Annotated in this window: 22 protein-coding genes; 16 read left to right on the top strand and 6 right to left on the bottom strand. The window is 62.8% G+C overall.

Annotated elements, in window-relative coordinates; genetic code table 11:
* Positions 1–88: 88 nt before the first annotated feature.
* Positions 89–1084 carry a FecR family protein gene (locus AC1RJ9_RS14590; RefSeq protein ID WP_062098553.1) on the bottom strand — a complete coding sequence of 332 codons (996 nt, stop codon included), beginning with the start codon at positions 1082–1084 and terminating at the stop codon, positions 89–91.
* A 16-nt stretch (positions 1085–1100) separates the two neighbouring features.
* Positions 1101–1631, bottom strand: coding sequence for an RNA polymerase sigma factor (locus AC1RJ9_RS14585; RefSeq protein ID WP_082749668.1), 531 nt, complete (start codon positions 1629–1631; stop codon positions 1101–1103).
* A gap of 132 nt (positions 1632–1763) precedes the next feature.
* Between AC1RJ9_RS14585 and AC1RJ9_RS14580 the strand changes: the two genes are divergently transcribed.
* From AC1RJ9_RS14580 to AC1RJ9_RS14525, 12 genes are all read left to right on the top strand, one after another.
* A complete protein-coding gene (locus AC1RJ9_RS14580; RefSeq protein WP_082749667.1) occupies positions 1764–1976 on the top strand; it encodes a helix-turn-helix domain-containing protein in 213 nt (70 codons plus the stop codon).
* A gap of 92 nt (positions 1977–2068) precedes the next feature.
* Positions 2069–2284, top strand: coding sequence for a helix-turn-helix domain-containing protein (locus AC1RJ9_RS14575; RefSeq protein WP_062098551.1), 216 nt, complete (start codon positions 2069–2071; stop codon positions 2282–2284).
* A gap of 163 nt (positions 2285–2447) precedes the next feature.
* A complete protein-coding gene (locus AC1RJ9_RS14570; RefSeq protein WP_231732188.1) occupies positions 2448–3191 on the top strand; it encodes a DUF2285 domain-containing protein in 744 nt (247 codons plus the stop codon).
* A gap of 109 nt (positions 3192–3300) precedes the next feature.
* Positions 3301–3591 (top strand): helix-turn-helix transcriptional regulator, encoded by a 291-nt coding sequence (locus tag AC1RJ9_RS14565; RefSeq protein WP_066683293.1) that lies wholly within the window; start codon positions 3301–3303, stop codon positions 3589–3591.
* A complete protein-coding gene (locus tag AC1RJ9_RS14560; protein WP_062098545.1) occupies positions 3591–4049 on the top strand; it encodes a DUF2840 domain-containing protein in 459 nt (152 codons plus the stop codon). The genes AC1RJ9_RS14565 and AC1RJ9_RS14560 overlap by 1 nt, the downstream gene beginning before the upstream one ends.
* Positions 4046–4564: a S26 family signal peptidase gene (locus AC1RJ9_RS14555; RefSeq protein ID WP_062098543.1), complete on the top strand. Its 519-nt coding sequence runs from the start codon at positions 4046–4048 to the stop codon at positions 4562–4564. The genes AC1RJ9_RS14560 and AC1RJ9_RS14555 overlap by 4 nt, the downstream gene beginning before the upstream one ends.
* The gene (locus AC1RJ9_RS14550) at positions 4561–5397 is read left to right on the top strand and encodes a lytic transglycosylase domain-containing protein (RefSeq protein ID WP_231732189.1); all 837 of its coding nucleotides are present in this window, start codon (positions 4561–4563) and stop codon (positions 5395–5397) included. The genes AC1RJ9_RS14555 and AC1RJ9_RS14550 overlap by 4 nt, the downstream gene beginning before the upstream one ends.
* A 225-nt stretch (positions 5398–5622) precedes the next feature.
* Complete coding sequence (locus AC1RJ9_RS14545) at positions 5623–7335, top strand: relaxase/mobilization nuclease domain-containing protein (RefSeq protein WP_062096445.1); 1713 nt, start codon at positions 5623–5625, stop codon at positions 7333–7335.
* 15 nt (positions 7336–7350) lie between these two features.
* Positions 7351–9303 carry a conjugal transfer protein TraG gene (locus tag AC1RJ9_RS14540; RefSeq protein WP_062096447.1) on the top strand — a complete coding sequence of 651 codons (1953 nt, stop codon included), beginning with the start codon at positions 7351–7353 and terminating at the stop codon, positions 9301–9303.
* Positions 9304–9317: 14 nt separating this feature from the next.
* Positions 9318–9716 carry a CopG family transcriptional regulator gene (locus AC1RJ9_RS14535; RefSeq protein ID WP_371415250.1) on the top strand — a complete coding sequence of 133 codons (399 nt, stop codon included), beginning with the start codon at positions 9318–9320 and terminating at the stop codon, positions 9714–9716.
* Positions 9717–9980: 264 nt separating this feature from the next.
* A complete protein-coding gene (locus AC1RJ9_RS14530) occupies positions 9981–10964 on the top strand; it encodes a thymidylate synthase (protein WP_062096450.1) in 984 nt (327 codons plus the stop codon).
* Between the two features lie 37 nt (positions 10965–11001).
* Positions 11002–11907, top strand: coding sequence for an alpha-glutamyl/putrescinyl thymine pyrophosphorylase clade 3 protein (locus AC1RJ9_RS14525; RefSeq protein ID WP_210408490.1), 906 nt, complete (start codon positions 11002–11004; stop codon positions 11905–11907).
* Here AC1RJ9_RS14525 and AC1RJ9_RS14520 read toward each other — a convergent pair.
* The 4 genes from AC1RJ9_RS14520 to AC1RJ9_RS14505 form a co-directional block, all read right to left on the bottom strand.
* Positions 11904–13001, bottom strand: a complete 1098-nt coding sequence (locus AC1RJ9_RS14520; protein ID WP_099503347.1) for an ImmA/IrrE family metallo-endopeptidase — start codon at positions 12999–13001, stop codon at positions 11904–11906. The two genes, AC1RJ9_RS14525 and AC1RJ9_RS14520, sit on opposite strands and share 4 nt — an antisense overlap.
* Complete coding sequence (locus tag AC1RJ9_RS14515) at positions 12998–13327, bottom strand: hypothetical protein (RefSeq protein ID WP_099503349.1); 330 nt, start codon at positions 13325–13327, stop codon at positions 12998–13000. Before AC1RJ9_RS14515 ends, AC1RJ9_RS14520 begins: the two co-directional genes overlap by 4 nt.
* Before the next feature lie 663 nt (positions 13328–13990).
* Positions 13991–15319, bottom strand: coding sequence for an argonaute/piwi family protein (locus AC1RJ9_RS14510; RefSeq protein ID WP_210408489.1), 1329 nt, complete (start codon positions 15317–15319; stop codon positions 13991–13993).
* A gap of 77 nt (positions 15320–15396) precedes the next feature.
* Positions 15397–16821 carry an SMEK domain-containing protein gene (locus AC1RJ9_RS14505; RefSeq protein ID WP_099503355.1) on the bottom strand — a complete coding sequence of 475 codons (1425 nt, stop codon included), beginning with the start codon at positions 16819–16821 and terminating at the stop codon, positions 15397–15399.
* 273 nt (positions 16822–17094) lie between these two features.
* On the opposite strand from AC1RJ9_RS14505, the gene AC1RJ9_RS14500 reads away from it, so the two are divergent.
* The 4 genes from AC1RJ9_RS14500 (at position 17095) to AC1RJ9_RS14485 (ending at position 19342) form a co-directional block, all read left to right on the top strand.
* Positions 17095–17562, top strand: coding sequence for an MmcQ/YjbR family DNA-binding protein (locus AC1RJ9_RS14500; RefSeq protein ID WP_156449561.1), 468 nt, complete (start codon positions 17095–17097; stop codon positions 17560–17562).
* A 170-nt stretch (positions 17563–17732) separates the two neighbouring features.
* Positions 17733–18641 carry a P-type conjugative transfer ATPase TrbB gene (gene trbB, locus AC1RJ9_RS14495; protein WP_062093663.1) on the top strand — a complete coding sequence of 303 codons (909 nt, stop codon included), beginning with the start codon at positions 17733–17735 and terminating at the stop codon, positions 18639–18641.
* A gap of 144 nt (positions 18642–18785) precedes the next feature.
* The gene (locus AC1RJ9_RS14490; protein WP_062093664.1) at positions 18786–19076 is read left to right on the top strand and encodes a TrbC/VirB2 family type IV secretion system protein; all 291 of its coding nucleotides are present in this window, start codon (positions 18786–18788) and stop codon (positions 19074–19076) included.
* Entirely contained in the window at positions 19076–19342 is a 267-nt protein-coding gene (locus AC1RJ9_RS14485) for a VirB3 family type IV secretion system protein (RefSeq protein WP_062093608.1), read from the top strand. Before AC1RJ9_RS14490 ends, AC1RJ9_RS14485 begins: the two co-directional genes overlap by 1 nt.

The following is a 19342-nucleotide window of genomic DNA, read 5'->3' as shown; positions in this document are numbered from 1 at the left end:
TCACCGTGACGGGCGCTCGATACCGGCGATATGGGGGAGACACCGGGGAGGGCGGTTTACCCTACCGCCCTGTGAAAAAAATGTGACGTCATGGCGACGGCGCGCCGCGCGGGCGCAATTCGATGGTCTTGCCGCCGCTGGCGGTATGGGTTTCCAGGTCCAGGATGTTGCTCGCCGCCATCGCGAAACCATCGACGTCCCCGGTCGGGAACGTGCCGTTGATTTCCAGATTGTGGGGCGCGCCCTCGGCCAGCACGACCTTGCGGGCGCTGTAGCGATTGACCTCCGCGACCGCAGCGTCGAGCGGGGCGTTGTGGAACACAATCTGTCCGGCGGTCCAGCTCGTGTCGGCCGCAACATCGGTTCGCGAGGGCTTTGCGGCTGCGGGCCCGACGACGATCTTCTGGCCTGGGCTGAGCGTCCACGCCTTGGTCTCGCGCCCCTGATCTCGCACCGCGACCTTGCCTTCAGCCAGCGTGACCTGGACGGCGTCCGATTGGCGATAGACGTCGAAGCGGGTGCCGATCGCTGTGATCGACGTGCTCCCCGCTGTGACCACAAAGGGGCGGGTTTTGTCGTGCGCGACGTCGAACATCGCCTGTCCCCGCACTAGCTTCACCAGCCGTCGATCCTTTGTCAGACGAACGGCGATGCGGCTGTTGGTGTTCAGAAGGACGGCCGAACCGTCGCTCAGCTGCACGGTCTTCCGCTCGCCGACAGCGGACTCATACCGCCGTCCCATGGCGTTGTTCAGGCTCACGGCGCCGACCACCAAGCCAGCGGCGAGCAGGAGGCCTGCGCCAACCCCAGCGGATTTGCTGACCATGCGTCGACCGGTTCTGCTCTTGGCGGCCCGCGCCAAGGCGTCGTCGGCGAGGTCCTCCAGCGCCGGATCGCCGCGCAGCGCGCGCAACCTTGAAGCCGCGGCCGACAAGCGATCATAGGCCTGACGATTGTCCGGAATCTTGCGCCACGCCTCAAAGGCCGTCACGTCCGAACTCTCGATCACCGTGGAGTTCAGGCGAGCGTACCAGTCGGCCGCCTCCTGTTCGGTGTCCGTTGAACGGTGCGTTTGATCGATCATGGGCGAGCCACAGATGTCAGGCGCAAAGCGCCGACGCGCAAAGTTTGAGCGCCTTACTCATGCGCTTTTCGACCGTCTTCACCGAGATGCCGAGCAAGGCCGCGATCTCCAGATAGGTCATTCCGCGAACGTGGTTCAGAACCAAAACATCGCGCAACTTCGGCGGCAGGGCCAGCATGATCTGTCGGAAAAGTACGGCTTCAAGTTGCGCGGCTTCAACCGGCGCGTTGGCGGCGGCTTTGTCGTCCTGCGTTTCGGTGGCTCGCCTGCGCGCGGCGCGGCCGCGGTTCTTCGCCAAGTTCGTGGCAATGTGGAGCAGGTAGGAGCGCGGGTCCTTCAGCGGCTCCGTGAGCGGAAGTCGTGACAACCGGACAAAGGTTTCCTGAAGGAGGTCGTCGGCGGCGTCCGCGCCGTAGCGGCGACGAAGAAAGCCGGAAAGCCAGGGGGCGTGGTCCTTGTACAGGTCTTCAACAGTCGGTGGAACAACCGCTTCGCGCTTCCCAGAGTCAGCCTCCCGAAGGGGATAGTTCTTTAGTGTGGCTTCCATCTTGACTGCCTCGCCCCGGGGGCGTTTCGGGACGCCCCATCGCGTGCGCGCTCCACTGAATTCAACGGCCCCTTTTAGCGACTTTACTCATAGTCTATTCACAGTCCAGCCTAAATACGGCGGCTTGCGCGGATGCACCTTCGCGCGGTCATCGCCGATAATGTTCGAGCATTTCGTGTGGCGAAATCGCTCAAGCAGGAGGAGCTTGCCGATCGTGCAGACCTACATCCGACCTATTTGTCGGGAATTGAAAACGGTCGGAAGAACATAACTGTAGATTTGCTTGAACGGCTGGCCGTCGCACTCGGAGTTTATGAGGAAGACTTGGTTCGACGGCGCCGATAGCGAAGGGATTTGCGGCGGCTATAGCTGTGGATAAGGGGTGACTTTACTCATAGTCTATTCAACTGGCGGTCGGGTCCGTGCGCCCGTGCCTTATGAATTTGCGGTATGTCGTTGGAGAGAATATTCGCGCGCTGCGTGACGATCGCGACATGGCGCAGGATGAACTCGCACATCTGGCGGAGATCCACACGACATACCTGTCGGGCGTGGAGACCGGGAAGCGAAACATTACATTGAATGTTTTGGAGCGCATCGCAAAAGCTCTCGGCGTTGCGGAAGAGGACCTCGTTCGGCGACCTGAACGTTAAGAGCGATTGGAATAAGAAGTTGGGGTTTCGCCCCCACTCTATTGTGTCCCGCGCCGTATGAAATCAATGCTCGGCCCCCAGATGGCTGCGGCGGTGAAGCAATTAGAGCGCAGATAGGCTGCTGGCCCTCGCAATCTTCGCTTCGGCCATTTGCGATCGGCAGATGGCTGGCCCGCACGCCCGATCGGGAAGGGATCGGCCGCCGAGCGATGGCGCCGGCGGCGGTTGGCATGCATTTGCGAACCTGACAGTCCCAGGGTTTGCTTGGGAGTTCCTTCGCCGAAATCCCGAGTACCGCTCGGAATTCGGCTCGCGCGGCGCGCGGATCGATCAGCGGTGGGGCCTTCGATTTCCCGTAGACCCGCAACTTTCAGCCGAGAACGCAGATGTGTTTTGGCGTGCAGAGATAGCGCCGGGCATCGTGCTACCCATCATTGGCGATGGTCATCAGGCCGCCAAGCGGTTGCAAGAAAAGCAGATCGCTGGTGGTCCGCGCCAAGCGGATGACGGAGTCCACTTGCGGCTGGTGGCGGGGCTGCAACTGCTCGTTCAAAGGGCGACACCCCCTCCCGGGCCGGTGCTTGTCGTGCTGTCGTTGGATCAAGATTTCGGGGTTCGGGTCCGTGCAGTCGAGGCCCTCGATAGAGTTGTCCGAGGGCGCGCTGCTCCTAAATCGCGGCTGACAATGGCTCAACGCGCACGCCTGGCTCGTAGCCTTGTGGCTTTGGATGGCGCCGAACGGCACGAGAGCTATCGAGACATCGCGCGGTCAGTTTTTGGCCACGACCGTGTCGATCGCGAGACGTGGCGGACTGCATCCATTCGCGACGCGACGATCCGGTTGGTGCGATCAGGAAGAAACCTGATGCGCGGAGGGTACCTGAAGCTGCTGCGGGACGGCCTCTAGGGGGTGGCGTTTTCGGCGGCCCTTGTCTTCGCCATCCACCCCGAGCGTTCCGTCGCTCCAGCCTATCCAGACGACGCCGGGCTTATCCAGGCGTCGCCGAGGATACGTCATGAGCAACAACCCCTCCGATCCGCAGAGGCATCTGAAAACGGCTGAGGCTGCGCGCTTTTTGGGACTTTCCGACCGCACGCTGGAAAAGCACCGGTCATACGGAACTGGACCGATCTATCGGAAGATCGGGGGCCGCGTCGTCTACACGCTGGAGGACCTGCAGGCCTGGTCGGAGCGCGCCGCGCGCCGCTCGACCACGGACCCCGACGCGCAGTTTGTGTCGCCCGCCAAACGCACGCCGGCGTCCGGAACGGGTTCGCGGCCTCAGCATGCCGATGGCCGCAAGTGATGAATACCCAGGTCGATCTTCTGTGGCTCGATGGGCAGATCGAGCGCTGGATTCGCTTCGGGAAGGTCGCCGCCGAGCGGATCGTCGACCGACGCAATCGCATCGTCGAGTTCGCAGCCGGCTCGGTCTTCGCGTTCGTGCGGTGGCGGGCGGGCGAGTACGGAACCGTCGAGTCGCACATCGCCATCTTGCGGGCCGTCACGTCCGGCGAGGCGTTCACGACCTATCCCTGCGTCGCGCCGGGCGCTGAAATCCTGCTCAGCCTCAGCGGCTGGGCCAGGGTCCAATCGGTTCTGGAGGCTGTCGATGGGGTCGAGAAGATCGGCGTGGCGCCGGCCCTGGCCGCGCCGGATTACTGGCGTCACGTCGGCGCTCGGATCGGCGTTGGGCTCACGCCCAGGCCGTACGATCGCGCCCGCCACCGCGCCTGGCTTATGCGCCGGAGACTTGGGCGATGAGCGGCGGCGCGTCTCGGTACTTGCTCGCCGGCGGGGTTAGCTGCCTGCTCTTGGCCTTTGGCGGCCTGGTGCAGCCGACCAAACGCTTGGTCCTCAATACGACGGCCAGCGCGCCCTTGGGCTTCTACTGGCTTGCCGGCCAAGAGCCAGATGTCGGTGATCTGGCGCTTGTTCGCCCGCCGCCGCCTTTGGCGCGCTGGATGGCGATGCGCGGCTACTTGCCGATGAACGTGCCGCTGATCAAGCGCGTGGCCGCCGTCACGGGTCAGCTCGTTTGCGGTGACCACGGTCGCGTTCTGATAGACGGCCAGGCGGTCGCCAAGGTCCTACTGCATGACCGCCTGCACCGACCGCTGAAGGGTATCAGCGGCTGTCGGCGAGTGGGGGAGGGGGAGGTCTTTCTCCTCAACAGCGACGCGCCTCATAGCCTCGACGGTCGATATTTCGGTCCGCTGCCGCGCCAAGCCGTGGTGGGACGGCTTCATCCGATCTGGACATGGGGGGCGCTGAGGTGACGCTGCCCAACCTCGTTTCCTTGTTCGGCCATCTTGCGTCGCCTTTCCTCGTCCCGGCCAAGACCGCGTCGGCGGTCGCGCGCAGGCGCGGTCAAGGGCGGCCGGATGGCCGGCGCGCCTTGCGCGCTTCCCTTGACGGCGACGAGCACGGCCGCACGCTTCTTGTGGTCGGGTCGAGAGCAAAGATTTCGCGTGCTCTGCGCGCGTCCGCCGTCGCCGGCGTGCTGGCGATCTCTCTGGCTTTTGGTCGGGCGGAGGCAGTTCCGGCGCTGTCACTTGGCGGGGAGCAGCCCGAGATTGGCCTCCACATGGCCGAAGCCTCGCGCCGATCAGGCCTTCCGGAGAGCTGGATCCGAGCCGTCGCCTGGGTCGAGAGTGGGGGCGCGGCGGAGGCGATCTCGCCCAAGGGGGCGATGGGCATGATGCAGATCATGCCTGCAACCTGGCGCGAGCTGCGGATAGACCTCGCGCTTGGAAGCGACCCGTTCGACGAGCGCGACAACCTCGTGGCCGGCGCTGTCTACCTACGCCGCATGTTCGATCGCTTCGGCGAGGATGGCTTCCTGGCCGCCTACAATGCTGGCCCAGCGCGCTACCAAGCGTTCCTCGACGGCAGAAAAAGTCTGCCGCCGGAGACCATCGCCTACATCGCGCGCGTGCGGGCTAGGGTGGGCAGGATGGCGTCGGTGCAATGGCCCGACCGCGCGCCAAGCGTCGTTGGATGGCGTGCTTCAGGTTTGTTCATAGGCGGCGCTGTGGCAACTTCGAAGGTTCAGGACGGGCCGCTCGAAGAGCTTCTGTTTCCTCCGATCACATCGCAGGCAGGCCGATGAAGCCGGGCCTGCTGATGACGGGGAAAGTCGCCGGAAGAGGGCGGGTTTGGTCTGATTGGCTGCTCGGGAAAGATGGCGAGATAAAAGGACCGGGACCTTTCGGGGCCATGTCCTTGGTTCTGTTGGTGATTTTCCGGGACCTGCATTCGCGGTCTGGTCCCGGAATTCAGAGGTTTCGTAAGCTTTTCATAGCGTTATCCGGGACCTCCGGCCGGAACGGCCGCGATGTCTGACGACCACGACTTCTTCCTGCGTCTTGGGCGCATCGGCGACCGAGGGGCCAGCAATGGCGCGCGGGGCCGCGGCTTCGTGCGGGAGGTTCTGGCCGGCGCTCGCAAGAGCGGGCTCGGCGCGGTCGATCTGAATGGGCGTGGGCGGATCCGGCGGTCAGGCCGCGGGCGGGACGCTGGGGTGCGTTCGCGCTCGATCGGGCGCCGCGTGGTCATCAAGGCCCGGGTCGTCCGGCATTCCGGCTCCCGATATCGGGCCGCGCCCCTGGCCGACCACATGCGCTACTTGCGACGGGAAGGCGTCACGCGGGACGGCGCGCCAGCGGAGATGTTCGATCGCGACGGTGCGGCCGACCACGAGGCTTTCGCCCGCCGCTGTGAGGACGATCGCCATCACTTCCGGTTCATCGTTTCGCCCGAGGACGCCGCCTCTCTCGAAGATCTGCGGACGACGACACGGGAGCTGATGGCTCAGGCCGAGAAGGACCTGGGGACCAGTCTCGATTGGGTGGCCGTTGATCATTGGAACACCGAACACCCGCACGTCCACCTGCTGATCCGGGGTGTCGATGAGACAGGCCAGGACCTGATCATCGACAGAGACTACATCGCCCAAGGCATGCGCCAGCGCGCCGAGGCTCTGGTCTCGATGGAACTTGGCCCTCGGACAGTTGCGGAGCTGGAGGCCAGCCTGGACCGCGAAGTCGAGGCCGAGCGCTGGACGAGTCTGGATCGGAGGCTCCGCGACCTTGGGGGCACCGACGGTCTGATCGACTTGCGCCCCGCTGGACCGGATGATCATCACGTTCCTGCGCGGTTGCTCGGGCGGGCGAGCTTCCTCCAGAAGCTGGGTCTGGCCGACGGCGCCGACGGGCAGTGGCACCTCGCCGAAGACATTGAGGCTAGACTGCGAGCGCTGGGCGAGCGTGGCGACATCATCAAGACGTTGCACCGTGCTTGGCGTGGCGAGCGCGACCCGGCCGACTTGCGGATCCATGGCGAGACTCTAGACGCGCCCCTGATCGGACGGTTGGCGGACCGTGGCCTCCACGACGAGCTGAACGGTCAAGCCTATGTGGTCGTCGACGGCGTGGATGGCCGCCTTCACCACGTGCGGGTGCGTGATCTCGGCGCCGCTGGCGACACCCCCGTGGGCGGCCTCGTCGAGGTCCGATCATGGACGGCTGAAGATGGTCGTCGTGGCGTAGAGCTGGTGCATCGCGCCGACCTCTCCCTTGAGCGTCAGGTCACCGCATCGGGTGCGACTTGGCTCGATCGCCAGCTCGTCATCAAGGATCCGGCCACGCTCGCCAATCATGGCTTCGGCCAGGAAGTTCGCGAGGCCCTGGAAGCGCGCCGCGCCCACCTGCAGCGCCTGGGTCTCGCGGATCAAGCCGGCCGACTCCGGCCGGGCTTGCTGGCCACCTTGAAGGCTGAGGAGCTGGCGCGGGTCGCCGAGAATATCGCTGCAAGCGGCCAGGCCGGAGCGGGCGCATCGCGGCCCGGCGACCTGGTGCAGGGCGTCTACCAACGAAGGGTGGATCTGGCCTCCGGCCGGTTCGCGATGATCGACGACGGCCTCGGGTTCCAGTTGGTGCCCTGGACCAAGGCCTTGGACGACCGCCTTGGGCAGGAGGTGAAAGGGACGATGACCCCGGGAGGAGGGGTCGATTGGGCGCTCGGACGCAAGCGGGGGAGAGGGCTTTGAACGCGAGTCCCCTCCATGAGTGGAACGAAGATCCTCTGGGGCCAGATCCTGGTCGTCGGCCTCTTGGCCTTGGCTGGCATCTGGCTAGCAACTGAATGGACTGCTTGGCGGCTGGGCTTCCAGCCGCATTTGGGACCACCCTGGTTTCATCTCGGGCCATGGCCCGTCTATCCGCCGCCAGCCTTCTTCGTCTGGTGGTTCATCTACGAAGCCTATGCGCCGGATGTGTTCGCGGCCGGCGCATTTATGGCGGCCGGCGGCGCGCTGGTCGCGGTCTTCGTGGCCATCGGCATGTCGATCTGGCGCGCCCGCGAAGCCAAGAAGGTGACCACCTTCGGCTCGGCGCGGTGGGCGAGCGAAGGCGAAGCCAAGGCCGCCGGTTTGCTCGGTCAGGACGGTGTCATTCTTGGTCGTCTGGGGCAGCACTACCTCCGCCACGACGGCCCTGAACACGTTCTCTGTTTTGCGCCGACCCGCTCGGGCAAGGGCGTGGGCCTGGTCGTTCCGACGCTGCTGACCTGGGCCGGCTCGGCTGTCGTCCACGACATCAAGGGCGAGAACTGGCATCTGACCGCGGCCTGTCGCGCTGGCATCGGGCCGGTCCTGCTGTTCGACCCGACCAACCCCTTGTCCAGCGCCTACAATCCGCTGCTGGAGGTGCGTCGCGGGCCGCGCGAAGTCCGCGATGTTCAGAACATCGCCGACATCCTGGTCGATCCAGATGGCGCGCTAGAGCGCCGGTCACACTGGGACAAGACCAGCCACAGCCTGCTGGTCGGGGCGATCCTACACGTCCTGTACGCCGAACCCGACAAGACGTTGGCGGGTGTCGCCAACTTCCTGGCCGACCCTCGACGCACGATCGAGGCCACCCTGCGGGCGATGATGGCGACCCCGCATCTGGGCGATCGCGTCCATCCCGTCGTGGCCAGCGCCGCCCGAGAGCTGCTGAACAAAAGCGAGAACGAGCGGTCGGGCGTTCTGTCCACTGCGATGAGCTTCCTCGGGCTCTACCGCGATCCGATCGCGTCGGCCGTGACGTCGCGATGCGATTGGCGGATCGACGACCTCGTGACGCCGGGCCGGCCGGTGACCCTCTACCTCGTCGTGCCGCCGTCCGACATCAGCCGTACCCGGCCGCTGATCCGCCTGATCCTAAACCAGATCGGCCGGCGCCTGACCGAGGGCTTAGAGACGGCGCGCCATAGACCGCAGCTCCTCCTGATGTTGGACGAGTTTCCGGCGCTCGGTCGGCTCGACTTCTTCGAGCAGGCCATGGCGTTCATGGCCGGGTACCGGATCAAGGCTTTCCTTATAGCGCAGAGCTTGAACCAGATCGCCAAGGCCTACGGCGAGAACAATTCCATCCTCGATAACTGCCACGTCCGGGTCGCGTTCTCTACGAACGACGAGCGGACCGCGCGCCGGATTAGCGACAGCCTCGGCACCGCCACAGAAATGAGGGCGATGAAGAACTACGCCGGGCACAGGCTTTCGCCCTGGCTTGGTCACTTGATGGTCAGTCGGCAGGAGACGGCCAGGCCGCTACTGACGCCCGGTGAGGTCATGCAGCTCCCGTCCGACGAGGCGCTGGTGCAGGTGTCGGGCGTACCGCCCATTCGGGCGAAGAAGGCGCGCTTCTATGTCGACCAGGAGCTTGGGTCTCGCGTCGGGCCGCCGCCCGAGAAGCCCGCGATCTTGCTTCCCGCCGAGGTCTCCGAATGGGTGTCGGTCCATGTCTCCGCCGGTCAGGAGGGCGCCAGATCAGGCGAGGAGGAAGAGGGCGGCCTACGGCTGGAGCCGGAGCTCGATGCCCCGATTGAGGCGACGCCTGCACCGGAGGAGGTCGAGCTTGGCTTGGACCCTGAACTCGACACCGACGAAACGGTTCAGGCCGAACAGGCTCGGCGGTTCAGGGCCGCTGCGCGGCTGGCGGCCTTGGATCCCGACGACGGTATCCCGTTGTGAAGGTCCAGACGAAGGTGTTCTTGGCCAGGGATCTGTCCCTGGCTTTGGACGCGGCGTCGCGCCGTATGCGGCGGTCGAAGTCCGAGATCGTTCAGGCCGCTGTCGCCGCCTACTTATCGCCTGATGGGGACGAGGCGTCGGAGGCGGCGGTCACGCGTCGGCTCGATCGGATTAGCCGTTCGGTCGAGCGGCTGGAGCGAGACGTGACGATCTCAAACGAGGCGATCGCGCTTTTCGTGAAGGCTTGGCTGACCGCGACACCTAGCCTTACAGCCGGAGACCAGAAAGCTCAGAACGCCAAGGGACAGGAACGCTATGTCGGCTTCCTCGACGCCTTGTCTCGGCGGCTGTCGTCAGGTCGTCTATTGCGCGGTGAAATTCATGATGAGCAACCAGGGAGCGGTAGTGCGTGACTCATCGCTTCCGCTCGGAAGGTCTGCTTTCCGGCCGCAGCGAGGTGGACTGCGCGACAGTCAGCGACAGCGGGGAAGCTGACTCATCGCTGACCTTGCGAAGTTGCGGTGCCCGGAGTCGCAGCGGCCGCAGACTGACGGTGGGCTTGTTCGTATTCCTTCGCTTCACCCGTGGCTTTGCTCGGCATCGCGACTCAAGTGAGAGTTGCGTTGAGCAATCGCTTCATGTCTCGGGGGAGGCGCTGCCTCGTGCGGCGATGAAGTATGGAGATTACTAACGATAGTCTCGATGCCGTTCTCCACGAGCTGTATCGAGCGCTGGATGAGTACGGCGAAATCAACGAAGGCTCCCGTGGTGAGACCAAGGAGCTATTGGGTGTCTCGCTCCGGATTATGAAGCCGCGAGCTCGCATCAGTCGTTCTGAAAATCGCGGAAAGCCGTTTAGCGCTCTAGGAGAGTTGCTTTGGTATCTCTCCGGGTCCGACAAGTTAGAGTTTATTGATCGGTACGTGGTCCAGTACAAAAAAGATGCTGTCGACGGCGTTTTGGAGGGGGCTTATGGGCCGCGCCTCTTGGCAATGCGCGGAAAGATCGACCAGTTCGCGAGTATTGAGCGCCTTCTGAGTAAAAAGCCCGGTTCTCGCCGTGCGGTGATCCAGCTCTTCAATGCTGAGGACATTGCGACCGATCACAAGGAAATTCCTTGCACCACTACGCTGCAGTTTCATCTCCGCGGGGAGCTACTGCATATGTCGGTGACCTTGCGCTCAAACGATGCCTATTGGGGACTTCCCCACGACGTTTTCTGCTTCACGATGATCCAGGAAATGATGGCCAGGCGGCTCGGCGTCGAGATCGGGGAATATTATCAATATGTAGGAAGCATGCATGTATACAAAGATTACTACGATGATATGAGGGAATACATTAGAGAGGGTGTGCAGCAGACATTCGAGATGCCGCCGATGCCTGAAGGAGATCCGTTCTCTATCGTCGAAAAGCTCTTAGAGGTGGAAGGGAAGCTTCGGGGCGGTGAAGATGTCGATGCTGCTGAGGCGTTCGATCAGCCGTATTGGGCCGATATCATCCGCCTTCTCCAGGTGTTCTGGGCACGTGAGTGGGCTGGTGAAGATTACGGTGGGCAACTGAAGGGGCTGCGCGAAGCGCTTTCTTCTCCCGCTTACCGCTCCTACATTGACGGGCGGATGTTCATGAAGCCACGCGACCCAGCTAAGGTCGCCAATTAGAGAGATACATTGGGGGGGGCTTCAAGTGAAATGGCCTTTGCGCGACGCTGAGCGGAAACGCATCATCGGCGAGTTGACTGCTTCTCGGACCGCTCTGGGTCTAAGAGGAATTCCTGACGCCGCGACCGTTGAAACTCTGGCTTGGCAATTCATCGCTAGCTTGCGTCGCGAGGACTACTACCGATTGGTCCAAGTTAAGCAGATCCAGGCCAATCGTGCCGATCCCAATTCTGTGGCATTCGATGCCGAGCGCGCGGTGGCGTTCCATCTTCAGCGAGGTGATATTGACGAGGCCGGATGGCTTTTGTTCCTGATGACGCATTTCGCGAGGCGTCCAGACACTGGATGGCGACGGCTTCAGGACGTTTACGGCAAGCTAGGCGCGGGCGTTTGGGACTGGGCGAGCGTTCATGGCAATCCTCAGCCTTTCTTCGGGTGGCTAGTCGCCAACTGGCAACGTGTCGGCGGGGCGTTCGGAAACCATCGCAAGTACGAAAGCCTCAACCCGAATGCCAAGCGCCCAATGTCTCGGGCGGTGGAAGATTACCTGGCGTGGATAGGCCCGGCCGGTCATCAGGCCTTCTTCGCAAATGCTGTCCGGATCGCGGGCAACGATCCGCACGTCATCTTCGACAACCTGTATCAATCACTGAAGGTGAACTCGTTTGGGCGCCTGGCTAAGTTTGACTACTTGTCGCTGATCGGCCGCTACGGCCTCGCCCCGATTTCCGCAGGGACGGCCTACCTAGATGGTGCGACGGGCCCCGGTCGGGGTGTGAGGCTTCTTGTCGACGGCGATGCGACCAGCCACACGGACAATCATAGGCTCCAAGGCGTACTCGACGAGCTCGACAAGCGGTTGAACGTTGGAATGGAAGTTATGGAAGACGCGCTCTGCAACTGGCAGAAAAGCCCACGTCGCTTCGTCCACTATAAGGGTTAGTCGAGGATCGGGTCGAGATCTTCCCACTTCCAATGACGCTTGAGGAAATTCATCTGATCGCGCCTGATCATCTGACGGTGCTGCATTTGACCAACGGTTAGTCCAGGAGCAACGCCGACCGAGACGCTGAAGCGTAGTACGGCGTCTCGCGAGGCATCCAACTGGTCAAACTCCTCTGCCCGGCCCTCCGGCACAATAAGGCGTGAGGCGAATTCGTTGGCCTCGCGCTCGCTCTCATCGACTTCTTCCATATCGGCGTCGACGAACGTCTTGGCATTGTGGAGGATGAGGTGACCCAGCTCATGAAACACTGTGAACCAGAATTTGTCGTCAGACAGTCCTCTAAAACTCAAGAGGATCATGGCCTTGTCGGGCGCCACCATACGGCTAGCACCCGACGCTGGGCAGCCCGCAGGAGCCTTCTGCGCTACAACGGCGACGCCTGCTTCAGCGCAAAGCTGCTTGAGCTTGGGGAGAAACCGTTCTGGCTGCCTGATATTCGAGAGTTTTCTAATCGTCTCCAGGCGATCTAGGAGATTTCCCAGGTTCCAGGATCGCGTTGAGATGAGGTCCGCGCCTAACTCGCCCGAGCGGAGCCACATCAGCACTGCGCGATTGTTTGCGGTGAAGGCTTGAGACTTGCGGAAGAGGGTGTTGGAGCAAATCCGCCCATAGCGCGCGTCCCACGCGTCTAGCGTGCCCACGTTGAAGAAGGCGAGGCGACGACGAACTTCTGCTCGCCGCTTCTCGGTGCTGAGGCGGCCACGTGGCTTTTCCCCAGGAACCGGAATCAGCAGCCAGTCCTCGCTTTCGGTAGCGACAGCGCGATCAACTGCGCGCTCAAGCGCGGCTTCGTAGTTAGTCTGGCGCTTGATCCAAAATGAACTCGTTCCACCCAAATTATCGGCGAGGGCGGCTGCATGGTGTTCGGTGATGGCGTTGGTCCCGTCGAGCAAGCCGCGCAGCGTCGCCAATCCGCCATCTAGGACGCCGGCGACTTCTTGGGCTGTACGGCCGCGACGGATCATGAGCGAACGCAGCGCGTCGCCGGGCTTCGAGAACCAGTCGGGCGTGAACTCCTGTACGTCCGTCACGGCAGCCTCGAAATTTCGACCAACTTCAACCTAGTCACGCTATCCCAGACAATTCGATCGTTCGCGTCTCGCAGAAAACGCCTACCGACGACGACGAGGGCCGCGCGATACTCCGAACCAATCGCGACGAAAAGTGAGTCGTCAAAATTAATTCCGACCTGCCCGTCTAGAAATTCGATCAGCTCGCCTGCGTTCTCGAACGCAGCGGCGTCCGATAGGAAGGTGACAAGCGCTTCGGCGCTGATGCTGCCAAAGAGCTGCTCCGCACGCTGGAGATTCACGCAATCGTCGTGAAGCTGCTGACTATCGAACGAGATCGTGATCAACGGCGAGCGCCCTCTAAGCGCCTAGCAAGGGCGCGACGCTCGGCTTCGAGGGCAGTCCGACCGTGCATCAAGGCAATCATTGCGGCAGCGGCGATCCATGGGGCTTGGACTGTTGCTTGGCTCTAATTGCGTCGATCCGCTTCCAGTTTCGATCCAACTCGCGGTCGCCAGCTTCGTCCATATTCAACCCGGTCGCGCTACATAGGCTGGCTAGCGTGACCAACACGCCACCGACCTCTTGGTCCGGTTGTCCTTGAGGGCGGCCAAAAACGTACTCGACCAGAGCGATGGCATCGCCCCGCGTACACCCATTTGCCTGAGCTAACTCCAACGCCTCCTCGAGGAAGCGATGTGTTCTCTCGCTGCTGTCAGACCGGACCGATGGAGGGAAGCATGCCTCAAGCCATTTCTCGACGCGCTCCTGGAAGCTTGTCACGACGCGGTCGGGCGCTTGCTCCTCGTTTTTCATCCCTCGCCGAGTCCCAGCTACTACCATTCTGATTCAGCTTAAGCTTAATCGGATGGCGCGCAACATTTCCGGGAGCCGACTGGCCAACAGCATGCAGGGTAGAGTTTGGGCTTGTTGATTTTGCGTCAACCGTGGTCGCCGCTAAAGCGCATAGTTAGCTCTGAAAATCGGCCGACAATCGCTGCCTCACCCAGCTACATGTAGTAGCTGTAGCTGACCTGCGGCTTCTCCGTCGCGCTGACGTACTTCATGATGTCCCCGATCTTTCGGGCGCACTCCAGGGTGATAGGGAGGCGGCCATCGAGTTGGGTGTTGTTCCAGTTCATCTTGGTGAGGCCCAGGATCTCCTCGCACAGCGCTTCGAGCGAGGAGTCCTGCTCATATGCGGTAATCCGCAGCGGGTTTGGCACGTACATTCCTGGATAGGTCTTGTAGAAATCGACCATGCCGCGGGTGTACAGCACGCCCTCCGACTCAGAGACCGAAAGCAGCGTCCCGCGCTTGGGCGGATAGTCCTTGTCGCCGAACAACCGGATGTCGGTGTCGGTAATGGACACGAAGTCTTTGGACCGGATGCCCTTCTCGTCCAGCGCCCGCAGGAAGCCGGCCCGCTCGCTGTCGCGGAAATGGCTCGATTTGTGAATCACGATGCGGGCGGGCATGTGCTCAAGGGCCCGGTCGTATTCGTCGAGCGCATCGCGCAGCAACTCGTAGGCCTGATCTTCGCTGAGGTAAGGGTGGCGGTTCTTCTTGTCGATCGACACCGGCGTACCGCGCAGGATGATCCCGTGCCCGAACTCGTCGAAGACTTGGGCCAAGCTCGAGGAGACAGTCTCGCCGTCCCGGCTCTTGTAGAAGCCGACGCCAATGTAGCAGGAGCGGAGCTTGGCATTGTCCTCGACCAGACGCCAAGGGATTGTGCGGTTACCCTTGTAGTAGAGCGCTGTGCAGAAGTTCCATGCGCGCGTGGCCGGATCCTGCTGGTCGCTGGCCTGTTTGCTGGTGGTAATGGTTCGCTCCCGCACCAGCTGAAGCGGCGTGCCCAAGTGCATGCATTTGGCTTTCAGAATGCGTCTGAAATTGTGCTCGATCTCGTTGTCTTCTGGCGTGTCGCCACTTGCCGCTGCTGTCACTGAGTCGAACATCTCGTTCGGGACCACGCAGACGATGACATCCACCGAGCGGTTTTCGGCCAGGAAGCGGATCTGCTCGTAGTAGAGCTCGACAGCCCTGGTCACCCGCTCGGCCCGCGAGGAGAGTTTCACGACACCGGTGATGTCGGACTTCTTGATCGTGCGTGTGTACTGGGGCGAGTTGATCAACCGGGTTAGGAAACCGTAGTCGAGGTTGATGCCGCCAAAGCCTCTGAAGAGGTTGAGAAGCTTGGACTCAGTCTTGCGCTCGATCCCGTCGCGGCACTTTTCCAACCACTCGTCGAGCAGGTCGATGCCTTCCCCACGGCCGACGATGCCGATCCGAAGTTCGGTGCGTCGCAGCTCGTCGCGCTTGTCGTAGACGCCCATGTGCTCGATCCCGGTCCGAGGGCAAATGTGCGTGCCTGTGCCGAACTCCAGCAGGGGCTCGGGGAGCATTGAGAGCTTCAAGCGGCGGCTCCTTCCATCGACGGATCAATCGTCACGTCGTCCCCGTCCTCGTCGGCATCGTCGGTCTCTTGGACGTTGAACTCGACTAGCGAGAGAAAGCGCAGGCCCTCGACGTCCTCGCGCTCTTCCAGCTTGGACAGGAAGAAGGCCACGAACCGGACCATGTTCTTGACGGTGGAGTTGTGCTCCAGGCGCTTCTGCTGGGACAGTAACTGGTCGTGCCAGTTGGACTGTTTGTGGCCGTTCCAGGAGTAGTACCAACTGGGAACGATCTGAACGAACCACTGGTCGGCAAGCTTGGTGAAGGCCAGCTCGAAGGACAAATGCTGATGGTGCGCTACCTTCGACGGGTCCTTCTTATTGTACTTGATTTCATAAACTCGACGCGCGGCGGCCTTCTTGCCGATCCAGGTCTCCTTGCGCTCCTGCTGACCCTCGGCTGTCGGCGTGAAGAAGAAGAAACCGTCCTTCGGGTGCATCCGGACGTGGCGCGTCTTAAGCCGCTCGCGGGTCTCGGCCGCTAGAAGCTGCTTGAGGATGTTGATGTTGTCGATTTCCAGGGAGTCGGCGAGGTCTGAGGCCTCCAGCCGCTCGATCGTACCTACCTGGACTATGCTGGCCAGCCCAGTCGCCTCAAGGTCGTGGAAGGAAAACAGTTTGTTCTCATGGCAAATCCAGGCGTCGGTCTCCACGCCGTTCAGGAGCAGCGCCATCTTGACGATCGACCTGCGGCTACGTGCCTTGCCGCCGTAGCTAAGCTCCGTCCTGGCACGCGATAAAACATCCTTGTCGTCGATCTCCAGCTCCGCGACGTGGACAGCTTCGGGCAGGCGGATCGCTTGCAGGTTTGAGGTGATCGCCATGGGGGCGGCGACCGTCTCGGTGCTGTAGCTGATGAATGCGTCGACCTCGCCGAGGATATGCTTGAACTCGGCCAGGACCCGCTCCTGGGCAGCCAGCCGTAGGCCGGAGACCTCGCCCAGCAGATCGGTCAAATCGATAATGTGCTTCTTGCAGTTGAACGCGAGCTTGTCGCCAAGCAGCTCGTTAACCGAGGCCTGGCTGTAAGAGGACTGCTTCCTGGCCAGCATCAGGACGTACAATTCGTCGAAGGTGTTGTAGTAGGCTCGCTCCATGAACTGACGGACGGTGAACTTCACCTTCTCGAGAGTTGTGGTCGAGGTTAGCTGGAAGGCGACGCGATCATGGTCGTCACCCAGGTCGATCCCCGGGAAATTCTTCTGCTTGCGGTTTAGGTTGACCAGGTGCGGCAGGTTGTAGACGGATTTCAGGATCGGAATGAAAGCGTCTTCTAGAGCCAGATTGATGTCTGTGCGCCCTTGGGCCGTCGCCAGCTCCACTTGGAGCATGATGCGACTGACCACGTCACGAAGCTGGTTTTCGATTTCGAGTTGCCTCACCCCGCGCCCCTCTGCAAACGGAGATCTCTGTGATGGGAACGCACGGGGAACATTTCAAGAGGGGCAAGGTCGAAAGCCCCAAGTAGTTCTAAGCTGCCCACAGCCCACTATCCTCTCTGACGCACCCGCACTCCCCAGGGAGCTTTGCAGTTGGCTGCGTCAAAATCGGTCGCCATGAAAGTGGATGTCGAAGCGACCTAGTCGGGCGTGCCGGAGTAAGGTGGCGGCGCTGTTCAGGTGTCTATGGAATGTCGCGTTCCTGGACCTGTCCCAATGTCTGGTGATGGCGCACGACCGGCTTTGACTTTGGACGGCTCGACTTTGTGTCCAGGCGGCGACTCGGATTTTGATCGTCGCCGCGACGAGGATCCGATGAACCCTGACGAATTTTCAGCGCTGGCGGTGGGCCTTGGTCCGAGTGTCCACGTCAAGCCGATCCTCGAAGCGGTTCAGTTTCGCGTTGGTGGCAAGGCGTTCGCGACCTTGGGCTGGCCGGCGACGGGCTGGGCTGTTGTGAAGGTGGCTCCGTCGCGCCAGGTCTGGGCGTTGTCGTTGAGTGCTGGCTTGGCGCCCGAGCCAGGCCGTCGTCGCAAGTCCGGGATCGTTCTGATGCAGCTGGCGGCGATCGACGAGGCGGTGGCGGTCGACCTTTTGGCGGATGCCTGGTCTTTCGCACACCGCAGCATCGCGCCGCGAGCGCGAGGGACGGCGGCTTCTACTGGGCGAGCGCTCTCGGCCTAGGTCGACTGGACCAACGCCGCCGTTTCCCTGTCTTTGTACGCCACTGTCCGATCCGCCGATTTGGCTGTTGAGATCGACGGATTCCAGGTCTTCTTACTCATCCCCGTAAGCAACGGGGATCAGCCGTGGACCTTTCCGAAACTCAAGTTGGACGCGAACGCAGCCGCCAGATGCTGCGCACCGCGCTCGGACCGCTGCTCCTGGCGCGGCTCGAAGACCCCGGTGTCGCCGAGGTCATGCTCAACCCCGATGGGCGTGTGTGGATCGACCGGTTCGATGCGGGCCTGGTCGATGCCGGCCTATCGGTTTCGGCCGATGACGCCGAACGGATCCTGCGGCTGGTCGCTCATCATGTGGCCGCCGAGATCCATGCGCAGCAGCCGCGGCTGTCGGCCGAGCTCCCCGCCACGGGTGAGCGCTTCGAGGGCTTGATGCCGCCGCTGGCGGCCGCCCCGACCTTCTCCATTCGCAAACCCGCCAGCTTGGTTTTCCGGCTCGACGACTACGTCCGCAGCGAGATCATGACCGAGCGGGAAGCCCAGGTGCTGACCGCCGCGGTCGCAGACCGGGCCAACATCCTGGTGGCCGGGCCGACATCGAGCGGCAAGACCACGCTGGTCAATGCGCTCCTGGCCGAGATCGCCATGGGCGGCGACCGGGTCATCCTGCTTGAGGATCTGCGCGAATTGCAGTGCGCGGCCATCAATCAGGTGGCCCTGCGCACCCGCGAGGGCGTAGCCAGCCTCACCGACCTTGTCCGATCGTCCCTGCGTTTGCGGCCCGATCGCATCATCATCGGTGAGGTGCGCGGACCCGAAGCCCTCGATCTGATCAAGGCCTGGGGAACGGGGCACCCCGGCGGTGTGGGAACCCTTCACGCCGGCTCGGCTCTGGGCGCGCTGCTGCGGCTGGAGCAACTGATCCAGGAAGCGGTGGTCACCGTGCCGCGCGGCCTGATCGCCGAAACCATCGATGTCATCGCCGTGCTCGCCGGACGTGGGCGACAGCGACGCTTGATCGACCTTGTCCGCCTGGAGGGCCAGGCGCCCGACGGCGCCTACCAGCTCAGCCCCGTCTGAGACCCTAAGCCCCCAAACCCCGACATTGTTGAAGGAGATGGTCTCGTGTCCACGAGCCTTGCCCTGCCGCGCGCCTATGCGCCCGGCCTGCTGACCCGCGCGCGTCGCTTTCGTGACCGGCTTCCCAAGCTCAAGCCCTGGCTCATCGCGGGCCAGGCCGGCGGTCTGACCCTGCTCAGCGCCCAGGCCCAAGCGGCCGGCTCGGGCATGCCCTGGGAAGAGCCGCTGCAGCAGATCCTGGAGTCGGTCGAAGGGCCGGTCGCCAAGATCATCGCTGTCATCATCATCATCGTCACGGGCCTGACCCTGGCGTTCGGCGAGACCTCGGGCGGCTCGCGCAAGCTGATCCAGATCGTCTTCGGTCTCTCGATCGCCTTCGCCGCCAGCTCCTTCTTCCTGTCGTTCTTCTCGTTCGGCGGCGGGGCGCTGGTCTGATGGCCGGCGATCGCGCCCTGGGCTTCGCAGCCCCCGTCCATCGGGCCCTGACCGAACCGATGCTCCTGGCCGGCGCCCCGCGCGCGATCGCCCTGGTCAACGGCACCCTGGCCGCGGCCCTGGGCCTTGGCCTGCGCCTGTGGATCGTGGGGCTGCTGGTTTGGATGGTCGGCCATGGGCTGGCCGTCTGGGCCGCGCGCCACGACCCCCAGATCTTCGATGTCGGCCGCCGCCACGTGCGCCTGCCTTCGCATCTGGAGGTCTGA

The sequence above is a fragment of the Caulobacter sp. GW822-FHT07D08 genome (assembly GCF_058798735.1).
Note: the sequence above shows the minus strand (reverse complement) of the source record. Positions and strands in the feature narration are given on the sequence as shown.